The following is a 12,745-nucleotide window of genomic DNA, read 5'->3' as shown; positions in this document are numbered from 1 at the left end:
GGTTAACATCGAGTGAAGAGATCGCACCGGGTTCTCTTCACTGAGGATTGTTTAAGCGCCCCGTTGCAAAGCAGATTCCACCTGTCTGAACTCTTGTTCTAAGCGCGTTTTCAGTTTTTGAGGAACCGGACGATTCGGATAAGAACTATAGTGACCGGCTAAACCGTTTAGTGCAGTTCGCATTGTCGTAAATGAACTTAAATTAGACACCGCCGGATCGCGACGGTAGCGAGAAGCAAAATCATTAATGCGCTGGCGAGCATCCGCTTGAGCTGCCGCTTTATCTGGCGTATTATCAGGAAGTTCAATCGCAGTTCTCAGACTTTCAATCAAACTCAAGGTATCTTGGCGATAATCGCCCGTTAGCGTACCTGTCTGACCGGAACAGCCGACTAAACCAATAACCGCAACTAAAATAAGAGGCAGGAGGCGCGATAGCAAACGTTTGATAAACATGGTCGAGAAACAACCTTAAATTCAGTATCGAAATCAGGACGATCCTAACCTGGATTGGTAGCCAGAAGATCGACTCACGCCAAGACCCTTATACGCCCTAGCTTTTAAACGCTCTCCAATAAACTTCTCCTCAAAGACTTGTCCGCACTCAAGAGTTGGGGTCGAATTTTCATGGCACAATCTCTGAGGTTGTTAACCTTATCTTTACCCTGAAGCGCTATCGTTCAGAAGGTCTATCAAAATTCCCAGTTTGGCTCAATAGCAGAATCCCTAAATAACAATGCGTTTACGTCTGAACTCCCTCAACCCCACTCGTCTTGCGGCCACATCCTTATCAGCAGTTGCGTTAGCTTTCAGCGTTACCGCTTGTGGTCCCCGTACCGCCGAAACCCCCACACCGGGAACTGCTACCACTCAAGGGGGGGGTAGCGGGCAAACGGTGACTTTGAGTGGTGCCGGTGCGTCCTTCCCTGCTCCTTTATATCAACGCTGGTTTGCGGCTTACAACCAAGATGTCGATCGCAACGTGCAAGTCAGCTATCAATCTGTGGGTAGCGGTGCCGGGTTAGAACAATATATTAATGGCACCGTAGACTTTGGCGCGAGCGACGCACCCATTCAAGGCGATCGCTTAAAATCTTTCCAAGACAAATACAGCGCAGAACCCATCCAAATCCCAATGGCGGCGGGGGCTGTCGTTCTGGCTTACAACCTCCCCGGTTTTGATAACCTCAGACTCTCTCGCGAAGCCTATTGCGGCATTGTAGAAGGTCGCGTCACCCGCTGGAATGACCCCTTAATTGCCCAACAAAACCCCGGACAAAACCTTCCCGACCAACCCATCACCTTTGCTCACCGTTCCGATGGTAGCGGAACCACCTTTATTTTCGTCAACCATATTGATGCTGCTTGTCCCAATTGGCCGGCTGGCGTTGGCACTTCCGTGAACTGGCCGACTGGCGTTGGCGGACAAGGAAACGAAGGGGTTGCGGCTCAAATTCAGCAAAACGAAGGCACCATCGGCTACATCGAGTACGCCTACGCTAAACTGAACAATATTCAAATGGCAGAACTGCAAAACCGTTCCGGGAATTTCATCTTCCCCTCAGCGGAATCTGCGGCTGCCACCTTTGAAGGCGTTGAAATTCCCGAAGACTTTGGTTTAACCGTACCTGACCCAGAAAATGCCCAAGCGTTCCCCATTGCAGGCTTGACTTGGATCATGATTTATCCGCAATATCAAGATGCAGCGAAGTGGAACACCTTACAAAATGTTCTGACTTGGGCGTTGACTGACGGTCGCCCCATTGCTGAAGAACTCGGTTATATCCCCATGCCTGACACCATTGTTCAGCGCATTCAACAAGTAATGAGCGAAGTTCAAACTCAGTCTCAGTAATCAAGTTCAGTTGAGTGGAAGGCAACTGTCTTCCACTACTGACCAGCCTATTGACTTTTCAAGGACAATCATGAGTTCACTGACTGGAGACTCCCTCGCAGATAAGCCGATTTCCCTAGAAAAACGATGGAATGTCACCACTATTGTTGACCAAATTTTTTACTTCCTGACTCTAATCTTGGCGATTGGGGTGGGTTTTGTCTTGACCTGGGTGGCTTATGAAATTGTAGGCTTGGCATTTCCAGCTATTCAAGGCTATGGGTTGAGCTTTCTGACCTCAACGACCTGGGACCCCGTTCGCAACATCTATGGCGTTCTGCCACAGGTTTACGGCACTCTAGTCACCTCATTTATTGCCTTGTTAATTGCCGTTCCCTTTGGGGTCGGCATTGCGATTTTTTTAAGCGAAGACTTTGTACCCGTCTCGATTCGCACCCCCATTGCTTTTGCGATTGAACTGCTGGCGGCGGTGCCTAGCGTCGTTTATGGTTTGTGGGGAATTTTCGTTTTCATTCCCTTTTTAAGACCCTTTTATTTATTCCTGCATAACAACTTTGGCTGGATTCCCTTGTTTTCTACTCCACCGAGAGGCAATAGCCTTCTCACCTTGGGGATTGTCTTGTCAATTATGATTGTGCCCACAATTATTGCTATTTCTCGCAGTACCTTAATTTCTTTGCCTCGCGATTTGCGTCAAGGGGCCCTGGCTTTAGGGGCAACGCGTTGGGAAGCAATTTTGCGCGTGTTGGTGCCTGCTGGCTTTTCGGGAATTGTCGGTTCAATCATGCTGGCTTTGGGTCGGGCTTTGGGCGAAACAATGGCGGCGGCGATGTTAGTCGGCAATGCTAACCGGATTACTCCCTCTTTATTGGCACCTGGGGCAACCATTGCTTCATTGATTGCTTCCCAGTTCGGCGAAGCGGGGCGCGCCCAAGTTGCAGCCCTGATGTATTCCGGGGTGGTTCTAATGGTGATGACGCTTTTGGTCAATATTTCTGCCGAAGTCATCATTAGACGCTTCCAAAACATCGAGTAATTGAACTAATCTGTTATGACTACTCAAAGCCCAGAAATGAGCGATCGCGATCTGTTTGCTCGCAAATCCAATTCACCCCGCAATATCTTTAATGTGGGGATGACTGTTTTAGTCTCTGTCTTTACAGTCGTGATGCTGCTGCCTTTGGGGGCCATTATTTTTGATGTGGCCCGTAAAGGGATTCAATATGTTGGGATTGATTCCTTTACCCGCTTGCCTCCCCCGCCCGGTTTAACAGAAGGGGGATTTGGCAACGCCGTTGTGGGAACCTTAATTGTCCTGAGTATTGCTGCTGCCATTAGCGCCCCGTTTGGCATTTTAGCGGCGGTGTATTTAACCGAGTTTGGACGCGGCAGCCGCATTGCCTATTGGGTGAAGTTTGCCGCCAACGTTCTCAGCGGCGTTCCGGCGATTTTGTGCGGTTTGTTCGCCTATGCGGTGGTCGTACTGACAACGGGTGGTTTCTCGGCCTTTGCGGGTGGGGTGGCGCTGGCGGTGCTGATGTTGCCGATTGTGTTGCGAACCACAGAAGAAGGGTTGTTGCTGGTTCCCAGAGAAGTGCGACAAGCGGCTATCGGCTTGGGGGCAACGAATTTTCAAACGATTACGCGGATTGTGCTGCCAGCAGCTTTACCGGCGATCGCCACTGCGGTTACACTTTCATTAGCCCGTGCGGGTGGGGAAGCTGCACCGTTACTGTTTACCGCCCTGAACAATAACTTTTGGTCTACTGACCCCTCCCAACCCATCGCGACCTTATCGGTACTGATTTATTTCTTTGCGATTATTCCCTACAAGGCACAACAGGATTTGGCTTGGGCCGCAGCATTGGTCTTGCTGGGGATTATTTTGTTGGTGAGTATTACTTCGCGACTCCTGACGCGGCGCAAAGTTTACTGATGCTTTTTGCTTTAAGTCTTAACGTCCGAGTCTAGAACCGTCCTTCATTTATTCTCCTGTCATGAACACCAATACCTCAGACCAGGCTTTTGCTGACAAAGTTGTTGCCCCAGAGACAGCAGTTTTGCGAACAGAGAGCGTTTCGATCTACTATGGCGCATTTATGGCGGTGCGAAAAGTGGCCATGAATATTCCTCGCCATAAAGTAACGGCTTTTATCGGCCCTTCCGGTTGCGGTAAAAGTACGTTGCTGCGATGCTTCAACCGCCTGAATGACTTGATTCCGGGGGCGCGAGTTGAAGGACGCATTACCTATAATGGCATTGACTTGTATGGCCCACAAGTCGATCCAGTGGAAGTCCGCCGTCGCATTGGCATGGTATTCCAAAAGCCGAACCCGTTTCCGAAGTCGATTTATGACAATATTGCCTTTGGGGCGCGGGTGAATGGCATAAAATGCGATATGGATGAGTTGGTAGAGCGATCGCTCCGTCAAGCTGCTCTGTGGGATGAAGTGAAAGATAAACTCAAAGAAAGTGGTTTAGCTTTATCCGGCGGTCAGCAACAGCGTCTGTGTATTGCCCGGACTGTGGCGATTCAACCCGAAGTCATCTTAATGGACGAACCCTGTTCGGCACTAGACCCCATCTCGACCTTACGGATTGAAGACTTAATCCAAGAACTCAAAGAACAATACACAATTGTGATTGTTACCCACAACATGCAACAAGCCTCGCGGGTTGCAGATATGACCGCATTCTTTAACGCAGAAGCAACTGATAAAGGCAACCGCTTCGGCTACTTGGTGGAATACGACAAGACCGAAAAGATTTTCCAAAATCCTCAAGAAGAGTCCACCCAGCAGTATGTTAGCGGTCGTTTCGGTTAAGCGGCTGCCTCAAAGTCTAAGGGTTCAGCGATTCAACGGTCTGAAAACACGGAGTTGAGCTAAGATTCTCGCACCTTGGCTCAATTTTGGCTTTTAAAGCGATCGCCCTCAAGGATCTTGCACCCTTCTCAGTCAGACCTGAGAAACCGAGTTTCTTAAGGAAAAATCAGGGTTTCAACTTGAGCAATTGACAAGAAACCCGGTTTTTGGCACTGGTGCAAGATGTCAGTTGTGCAGACTGGCCTCTAAAACTTGAATAACCCTGTCTCGACCGGAGTCTTGATACAATAACCTATTGCTCGATGGTAGTTGCTAGACTGAGAAGTCTATTGGGGAGAATGACTATGGGAATGACACTGACTGAAAAGATTATCGCGCGGGCTAGCGGACGGTCTGCGGTTACGCCTGGGGAGAATGTTTGGGTGAACGTGGATGTATTAATGACCCATGATGTTTGTGGGCCGGGAACCATTGGCGTTTTTAAGCGGGAATTTGGCGCAGATGCGAAGGTTTGGGATAACGAAAAGATTGTTTTAATTCCCGACCACTATATTTTTACCGCCGATGAACGCGCAAATCGCAATGTAGATATTCTGCGCGAGTTTGCCCAAGAACAACATATTAAATACTTCTACGATATTACCGATCGCGCCGACTTCAAGGCCAACCCCGATTATAAAGGCGTTTGCCATATTGCCTTAGCTCAAGAAGGCCACACCCGTCCGGGAGAAGTCCTGTTTGGGACAGACTCCCATACTTGCAATGCGGGGGCGTTTGGTCAATTTGCCACAGGGATTGGCAATACGGATGCGGCGTTTATCCTGGGGACGGGTAAGCTGTTAATTAAAGTCCCGGCGACGATGCGGTTTGTCTTAGATGGCGAAATGCCGGATTATTTATTGGCCAAAGACCTGATTTTGCAGATTATCGGCGATATTACCGTTGCGGGTGCCAATTATCGGACAATGGAGTTTGCTGGGGAAGCCGTTCAGCACATGACGATGGAAGAACGGATGACCCTGTGTAATATGGCGATTGAAGCCGGGGGCAAAAACGGCGTTGTTGCCCCCGATGAGACCACCTTTGAGTACGTCCGCGCCCGCACAGATAAACCGTTTGAGGCGATGTATACGGATGCGGATGCGACATTTTATAGCGATCGCCGTTATGATGTGTCTCAACTTGAACCTGTGGTTGCTAAACCCCATTCCCCCGACAATCGCGCACTAGCACGAGAATGCAGCGATGTCAAGATTGACCGCGTTTATATTGGCTCTTGCACAGGTGGCAAAATCACCGACTTTATCAACGCCGCCCGCATCCTCAAAGGCAAACAGGTAAAAGTCCCGACCTACATTGTGCCCGCCACGCAAAAAGTCTACGAAGATCTGTTTACTTATAAATACGAGGGCGAAACCCTATCAGAAATTCTCTTAGCGGCGGGTTGTATTGAGCCTGCGGCCCCCTCTTGTGCGGCTTGTTTAGGCGGGCCGAAGGATACTTTTGGACGGATGAACGAGGCGGAAGTCTGCGTTTCCACCACCAATCGGAACTTCCCCGGACGGATGGGCAACAAGCAAGCCCAAATTTACTTAGCCTCGCCTTATACAGCGGCAGCTTCTGCTTTAACGGGTTACGTTACCGATCCTCGTGAATTTCTGTAAGTTCAGCAAGCTTAAAAGAGGGTCTAAACAGACCCTCTCCGTTCATCTTTCTCAACGCTAGCGTTCCGGGGAAACGGTCAAAATTACGGATTTCATTTCCGTAGGGGTAATGCACGATTGGAATAGGCGATCGCCCTCGCTGGAGAAGCTTTTGCGATCGCGTCCCCTCACAGCCGTTACCTATGCCAGAACGCAGCGCTTCATCCAATCTTTATCGGGATTACGTTGAGCTTTCTCCCCATCTGTGTTGCGCGATCGCGCCGGATGGTACCCTACAGGATTTTAACCTTGCTTGCAGCCAGACTCTAGAACGCGACCGAGCAGAACTGCAAGCCATCCCTTGGTGGCATTGGATGCACGCTGAGGATCGTCAGAACGCTCAACAAGCCATGAGTCGCTGTTGCAGTGGCGAACGAGTCGAGATCGTCACTCGCATTCACCCCCCCTCTACGGCAACAATTCGTTGGGTATTGTGGCAACTGATCGCCACCCCTGAAGGACTAATCCTCGCCTGGGGTCAAGATATCACAGCCCAAAAACAAACTGAAGACGAACTCAATCGCCTATTTAATCTACCCGTCGATTTAATCTGCATTGCGGGATTAGATGGTTATTTCAAGCGCCTCAACTCCTCATGGCTGCCGACATTAGGCTACACAGAAAGCGATCTGCTGGCTCAACCGTTCCTCAACTTTGTGCATCCAGAGGATCGCGAATCTACACTAGAGGCAGTTGCTCAATTGGCTGAAGGGAAAAAAGTCATTGACTTTGAAAATCGCTATCTCTGCAAGGATGGAACCTATAAATGGTTGGCTTGGCGTACCACTCCCTTACCTTCAGAACAACTCCTCTATGCCGTTGCTCGCGATATTACCAGCTTTAAAGGCGCGATCGCCAAACGAGAAGCCGCCGAAGCCGCCTTGCAAGAAAGCAAAGCCGAACTGGAATGGCGCGTCAGCGAACGCACCCAAGCGCTTCAACATTCGGAAGCCCAACATTGCAAATTAGCTCGCCGCGAATCTCTGTTAAACCGACTCACCCGCGCGATTCGCAATTCCTTGGATCTCGATACCATTTTGCAAACGGCGGTGGAGGAAATTCGCTCCCTATTGCAAATTAGCAGTTGCACCTTTATCTGGTACCATCCCGGCGAGGCAGAACATCTAGCCTATTGGGATGTGGTGAAAGAAGCTCGCACCCCCGATACGACCAGTTTACTCGGACGCTATGATGCCCTTGCGATTGGCTCCCTAACCCAACAACTCACCGCCAAGCAGATCGTCCGCGTGGATGCCGTTCAAGAGGTTAGCGATCGCACTCAGCATCACTTCTTTAACAGTTTAGGGTTCGCTTCAGTCCTGGCCTTACCCATTGAAACCCATGCTGGCGCGATCGGCGTGGTCTGTTGCACCCACAATCAGCAAAATCGCCCTTGGGATGAGGATGAGGTGGAATTGTTGCAAATGGTGCGCGATACGTTAGCGATCGCCATTAACCAAGCCGAACTCTATTTACAAACCCTGGAAGCCTCTAAACAGGCGCAAGCACAAACTCAACAACTGGCTCAAACGCTCCACGAACTGCAACAAACTCAGACGCAACTCATCCAAAGCGAGAAAATGTCCTCCCTGGGACAACTGGTGGCTGGGGTCGCGCACGAAATTAATAACCCCGTTAACTTTATCTATGGCAACCTGATTCACGCCTCTGAGTATATTGAGGATTTGCTCAGGCTGGTGAAACTCTACGAAAAGCACGAACCGACGGCTCCCCCAGAAATTGAAGCTTACCAACAAGAAATCGATCTCGACTTCTTGCTAGAAGACTTACCCAAGTTGCTTGATTCCATGCGGCTTGGAACCACTCGCATCCGGGAGATTGTTTTAAGTCTGCGGAACTTCTCTCGCTTGGATGAAGCAGAAATGAAGGGGGTCGATCTGCATCAAGGGATTGAAAGCACGTTGATGATCTTGCAACATCGTCTCAAACCCAAAGGTGCGTATCCGGGTATTGAAATTATCAAATCCTACGGCGATCTTCCCCTGGTTGAATGCTATCCGGGTCAGTTGAATCAAGTGTTTATGAATATTTTGGCGAATGCGATTGATGCGTTAGAAGAACGCTACGCCCAGAGCCACTATGTCCCCACCCTTTGGATTCAAACGGCGATCGATGAATCCCAGCAGGCGATCGTTTCTATCCGAGATAATGGGCCGGGTATTGCTCCGGAGGTTCAGCAATGCCTTTTCGATCCTTTCTTTACCACGAAGTCGATCGGTGCTGGAACGGGTTTAGGACTGTCTATTAGCTATCAGATTATTGTTGAAAAACATGGCGGTCAGTTGCAGTGTCTGTCTCAACCCGGTCGGGGGGCTGAGTTTCGCGTTTCTATCCCTCTGCGCCCTCAATCGGCGATTCGCGAAGCCTTGCCTACAAGAATTGCGGGTTCTGCCTCTCCAGTCGCAACAGCCTCGTGATTGTACTGAATTATTGTTGGAATTGATAATAAATTTCAGTAAAATCCCTCAAGACTTTACGCAAGTTTTTGTGAAGTTCAGAGCCAGCGATCGCCCTTTTTTAAAGAAATTAAGGACACATTCTTAAATGTAATAAACTTAATATTTAGCAGCTTGACTCATGCTTGGAATCGCGCCATCATTGAAAAAAGGCTCGTTTTACTTCCATCAGGGGCAATTCCGTAAGACCGTATATTTGGGCAAATTGGCGTTATCTTTCTCACCTATTCTTTGTACAGTAAAACAGTCTTTCCTCGATCGCTAATCTTGTGCAGAGTCTATTAAAAATGAATACATTGAAAGTGATTTCCCTCGGCCCCAGCCTATTGCAACAAGGGGGGATGGCTGCTGTTGAAAATATAATTCTGCGTTACGCGCCCTCTGACGTATCAATTAAACATATTTCTACGCACGAAGAAGGTTCAGGCGTGCAGAAAATTAAGGTTTTCGCCCAAGGTCTACTGAACCTGATAAGCAAATTGTTACGCGGGCGTGCGGACTTATTGCACGTCCATTTCTCCGAGCGAGCTTGCGTTTATCGCACCCTGGCGATTATGGCGATCGCCTCCATCTTTCGCCGTCCGGTCGTCTTGCACGCCCACGGCAGCGAGTTTCGGGAATTCTATGCCAAACTGTCTGCGCCTGCTCAAGGACTGGTTCGCTTCATGCTCGGTCAGTGCAGCCGCTTTGTGGTGCTATCAGCTAGTTGGAAAGATTATTACCAACGCACCCTCAAGCTTACGGACAAACAGGTCGTCGTTCTCGCCAACCCGATCGAATTACCCCCAGCGATCCCCAACCGCCAGCAATCTCAGCCCGTCAAAATCGTTTTTCTCGGTCGTATCGGTCAGCGTAAAGGCACCTTCGATCTGATTCAAGCCTTTGCGGCCATGACGCGCGAACAAAAAGCCAAGGCTCGCCTCATTTTAGCGGGCGATGGGGAAGAAGACGCGGCTCGCAAGCTCATTAAAAGCTTAGACCTAGCAGGAGTGACTAGCCTGCTTGGCTGGATTGACTCTGCCAAACGCAACGAAATTCTTCAATCAGCCGATATCTTCGTTTTACCCTCCTATAACGAAGGTCTGCCAATGGCGATGCTAGAGGCGATGAGTTGGGGACTACCCGCCATTGTCACCCCAGTGGGCGGCATTCCAGAAGTCATCGAACACGGGCGCAACGGTTTATTAGTCAATCCCGGCGATGTAGAACGGCTGACTCAAGGGTTGCAACAACTGATTGAAGACGAAACTTACCGTCTAGAGTTAGGCAAACAAGCCAGAGACAGCGTTACCCCACTCGCGATTGAAAACTATTGGGAAAATCTCCGAAACTTATATGATTCCATGCTGCCTCAATCCAAGGGGGCGATCGCGCCTCCGCTGAATACAGTCCCCCTCACAAAATAACCCCCAGCAGTTCCTAGAGGCATTCAAACGAATGCCTCTATTTATTTTGCCGATCGTTTGGCGGGATTGCTTTCGTGGGAACGCCCAACTCCAAAACCTTTTCAATCTCCTTGAGGTCTGCAATTAACTCAACCCCTGCCACATAATTCGCCAGCCATTGACCTAAAGCTTTAACCGGGCGGCCGATGGTGCGCTGCAAGATTTGCACCACAACCCATCCCAGAACAGCACTCCAAAAAGCAGGCCACATCCCCATCTCCAGAACGGCATTCATCCCCGTCAGGAAGCCGAGAAACGTCCAAATCGAGAGAATAATCGAAATGGGGACCCCCAAATAGGGCAGGGCAATTAAGATACTAAACAATTCTGGTGCGTAGGCTAATCCCAAGACTCGCGCCACGCTGAACACTGAAGCATCTTGCTCAAAAAACAGATAGCAAACCAGCCAAGTGCTTAAACCCCAAAAGATATAGCCAAACGCATACAAGATGGCGGCCAAAAACAGGCTGAGGATGAAGCGAGACGGCTTAACCCGGTTCATAAATAGGATAATTCCCTGACCGATCGCCTGGGATAAACCCGCCAGGAGAACGATTAAAAAGGCTAGCCTGCTGCTGAGGGGAAGAGTATCAATCAGTTGGAAGGCATTGGATTGAAGGGCGATCGCACCCCAAAGAATTTCCCCAAGCCGATCGATTGCTGTTTCGGTCATATCCAGTCCGCGATAACCATCCTGTTTGCATTTTAGGTCTACTTTTCGGCGAGCCGATCGAGGCGTTCTCGCAGGGCCAATTCAATCAGCAGGCGTACCAGCACCAGGAAGAAGAAACCCGACGCGCAGAAAAGGGCGATCGCAATTCCGGGATAGTTCCCCACCAACAAAATCGCCCCCGCAATACAGCTAAATCCGGTTAAACAGCAGTAAATGGTACTTTTCAGGGCAAGGTTCACCCGTTTGAGGGCGCGATCGCTCTCTAGGGAACGCACGCGAATCGTAATTTCTCCCTGTTCGATCCGTTCTTCTAAGCGCCGGATAAATAACTCGGTGGGGTTGGGTTGATGCAGTTTATAACGAATAAAATCCCGCGCCTGTCGGGCCAATTCTCCAACGATTTGCCCCCGACCTCTAGTGGTGGTAATGCTTCTAACAAACGGTTGAGCGGCCGCCACTAGATTATATTCAGGATCGAGAACGCGAGCAATCCCATCTAGGGTAGTCAGCGCTTTAAGGATAAACGTCATTTGCGCGGGCAGCCGAAACGGTTGTTGCTCAAACATGAGATACAGTTCGTTTTTAATCTCGCCAAACGCCCGCACATCAATCGGCTTTTCGGTAAACTTCTCCAACAGAAAGCCAATCATCCGGCGAACTGGGGTTAAATTGCCCACAGGTTCAATCAGACCCATTTGAATCAACGTCCCTAGAACCTCATCGGCATCTTTCCGCAAGACGGCAAAAAAGGTTTTAACCATCTGATCCTTGGCTAAGGCTTTGACTTCCGCCATCATGCCAAAGTCATAGAAAATCAGATTCCCTTCTTGGGTGACAGCCATATTCCCCGGATGGGGGTCTGCTTGAAAAAAGCCATCTACCAACAGTTGCTTGAGGTAGCAACAGATTCCCAGTTGGTTAATTCTTTTCGGATCGATATCGCAGGCTTCTAAGGCGGGTCGATCGTCGATTTTAATTCCCGGCAAATACTCCATCGTCAAGACTTTGGGGGTGCAGTATTCCCAGTAGATTTGGGGAACCAGGATATGCTCGTAACCCAGGAAGTGTTCCCGGAAGCGGTCGGCATTTTTGGCTTCTTGGCGATAGTCAATTTCCTGATACAGGAGGGCAAAAAATTCTTGGTAAATGGCCTCTAGGTTATATTGGCGCGTCCACACCAGAAAGCGATCGCACAATCTCAGCAACAGGTGAACCGTTCTAAAGTCAATATCAAATAACGCCTTTAAACCCGGACGCTGCACCTTAACCACCACTTCTTCCCCCGTATGCAACCGGGCGCGATGGACTTGGCCTAAACTGGCAGAAGCTAGGGGCGTGGTTTCAAACTCTCGATAGAGGGCATAAATGGAGCTACCCAACTCGGACTCCACAACGGCGATCGCTTGGGCGCTATCAAACTGCGGTACCCGATCTTGAAGTTGCGCCAACTCCTCAACATATTCTAGGGGCAGCAGATCGGCACGGGTCGAGAGAGCCTGACCAATTTTAATAAACGTGGGGCCCAAGTTGAGTAACGTCTGAACAAACCAACGGGCGCGACGCCGACGCACTGACGCCGAACGATTCGCCAGCAGCCGATCCCAACCGATGGTAAATAGAAACTGACTGGCAGCCAACAAGACATCAAGTTGACGGGCAAATAACGAGTAATAGGGGCGTTGCCAACGGAAAGACCTCGGTGTCGGCTTAATGAGCATACTGACTTAACTTGCGGATGTCGCACCTCCATTATTTCACTCTCGCTTG

Annotated in this window: 10 protein-coding genes; 7 read left to right on the top strand and 3 right to left on the bottom strand. The window is 49.7% G+C overall.

Annotation, left to right across the window (positions count from 1 at the left end):
- Window positions 1–51: 51 nt before the first annotated feature.
- Entirely contained in the window at window positions 52–450 is a 399-nt protein-coding gene (psb27, locus tag QQ055_RS06760) for a photosystem II protein Psb27 (protein ID WP_069966356.1), read from the bottom strand.
- Between the two features lie 286 nt (window positions 451–736).
- Between psb27 and pstS the strand changes: the two genes are divergently transcribed.
- The 7 genes from pstS to QQ055_RS06725 all read left to right on the top strand — a co-directional run bounded on the left by pstS (window position 737) and on the right by QQ055_RS06725 (window position 10,266).
- Window positions 737–1,855: a phosphate ABC transporter substrate-binding protein PstS gene (gene pstS, locus QQ055_RS06755; RefSeq protein WP_286004409.1), complete on the top strand. Its 1,119-nt coding sequence runs from the start codon at window positions 737–739 to the stop codon at window positions 1,853–1,855.
- Between the two features lie 70 nt (window positions 1,856–1,925).
- Window positions 1,926–2,891, top strand: a complete 966-nt coding sequence (gene pstC, locus QQ055_RS06750) for a phosphate ABC transporter permease subunit PstC (RefSeq protein ID WP_283357892.1) — start codon at window positions 1,926–1,928, stop codon at window positions 2,889–2,891.
- 15 nt (window positions 2,892–2,906) lie between these two features.
- Complete coding sequence (gene pstA / locus QQ055_RS06745) at window positions 2,907–3,791, top strand: phosphate ABC transporter permease PstA (protein ID WP_069966214.1); 885 nt, start codon at window positions 2,907–2,909, stop codon at window positions 3,789–3,791.
- A gap of 61 nt (window positions 3,792–3,852) precedes the next feature.
- Window positions 3,853–4,680, top strand: a complete 828-nt coding sequence (gene pstB / locus QQ055_RS06740) for a phosphate ABC transporter ATP-binding protein PstB (RefSeq protein WP_283357891.1) — start codon at window positions 3,853–3,855, stop codon at window positions 4,678–4,680.
- A gap of 344 nt (window positions 4,681–5,024) precedes the next feature.
- Window positions 5,025–6,344 carry a 3-isopropylmalate dehydratase large subunit gene (locus tag QQ055_RS06735; RefSeq protein WP_069966212.1) on the top strand — a complete coding sequence of 440 codons (1,320 nt, stop codon included), beginning with the start codon at window positions 5,025–5,027 and terminating at the stop codon, window positions 6,342–6,344.
- 182 nt (window positions 6,345–6,526) lie between these two features.
- On the top strand, window positions 6,527–8,821 hold the full coding sequence (locus tag QQ055_RS06730) for an ATP-binding protein (protein WP_284474191.1): 2,295 nt from the start codon (window positions 6,527–6,529) through the stop codon (window positions 8,819–8,821).
- Window positions 8,822–9,147: 326 nt separating this feature from the next.
- Window positions 9,148–10,266 (top strand): glycosyltransferase family 4 protein, encoded by a 1,119-nt coding sequence (locus QQ055_RS06725; RefSeq protein ID WP_284474190.1) that lies wholly within the window; start codon window positions 9,148–9,150, stop codon window positions 10,264–10,266.
- 37 nt (window positions 10,267–10,303) lie between these two features.
- Here the strand turns inward: QQ055_RS06725 and QQ055_RS06720 are convergent, their stop codons facing one another.
- Both QQ055_RS06720 and QQ055_RS06715 read right to left on the bottom strand, forming a co-directional pair.
- Window positions 10,304–10,978, bottom strand: coding sequence for a hypothetical protein (locus QQ055_RS06720; protein ID WP_284474189.1), 675 nt, complete (start codon window positions 10,976–10,978; stop codon window positions 10,304–10,306).
- A 38-nt stretch (window positions 10,979–11,016) separates the two neighbouring features.
- Window positions 11,017–12,696, bottom strand: coding sequence for an ABC1 kinase family protein (locus QQ055_RS06715; protein WP_283357887.1), 1,680 nt, complete (start codon window positions 12,694–12,696; stop codon window positions 11,017–11,019).
- Window positions 12,697–12,745: the final 49 nt, after the last annotated feature.

The organism is Geitlerinema calcuttense NRMC-F 0142 (assembly GCF_030285425.1).
The sequence above is the reverse complement of the archived record's forward strand: the minus strand, read 5'-3'. Positions and strand labels throughout refer to the sequence as shown.

Coding starts and splice junctions, on each gene's coding strand:
- pstS (WP_286004409.1), top strand. CDS start 737: ATGCGTTTACGTCTGAACTCCCTCAACCCCACTCGTCTTGCGGCCACA.
- pstC (WP_283357892.1), top strand. CDS start 1,926: ATGAGTTCACTGACTGGAGACTCCCTCGCAGATAAGCCGATTTCCCTA.
- pstA (WP_069966214.1), top strand. CDS start 2,907: ATGACTACTCAAAGCCCAGAAATGAGCGATCGCGATCTGTTTGCTCGC.
- pstB (WP_283357891.1), top strand. CDS start 3,853: ATGAACACCAATACCTCAGACCAGGCTTTTGCTGACAAAGTTGTTGCC.
- QQ055_RS06735 (WP_069966212.1), top strand. CDS start 5,025: ATGGGAATGACACTGACTGAAAAGATTATCGCGCGGGCTAGCGGACGG.
- QQ055_RS06730 (WP_284474191.1), top strand. CDS start 6,527: ATGCCAGAACGCAGCGCTTCATCCAATCTTTATCGGGATTACGTTGAG.
- QQ055_RS06725 (WP_284474190.1), top strand. CDS start 9,148: ATGAATACATTGAAAGTGATTTCCCTCGGCCCCAGCCTATTGCAACAA.
- QQ055_RS06720 (WP_284474189.1), bottom strand. CDS start 10,978: ATGACCGAAACAGCAATCGATCGGCTTGGGGAAATTCTTTGGGGTGCG.
- QQ055_RS06715 (WP_283357887.1), bottom strand. CDS start 12,696: ATGCTCATTAAGCCGACACCGAGGTCTTTCCGTTGGCAACGCCCCTAT.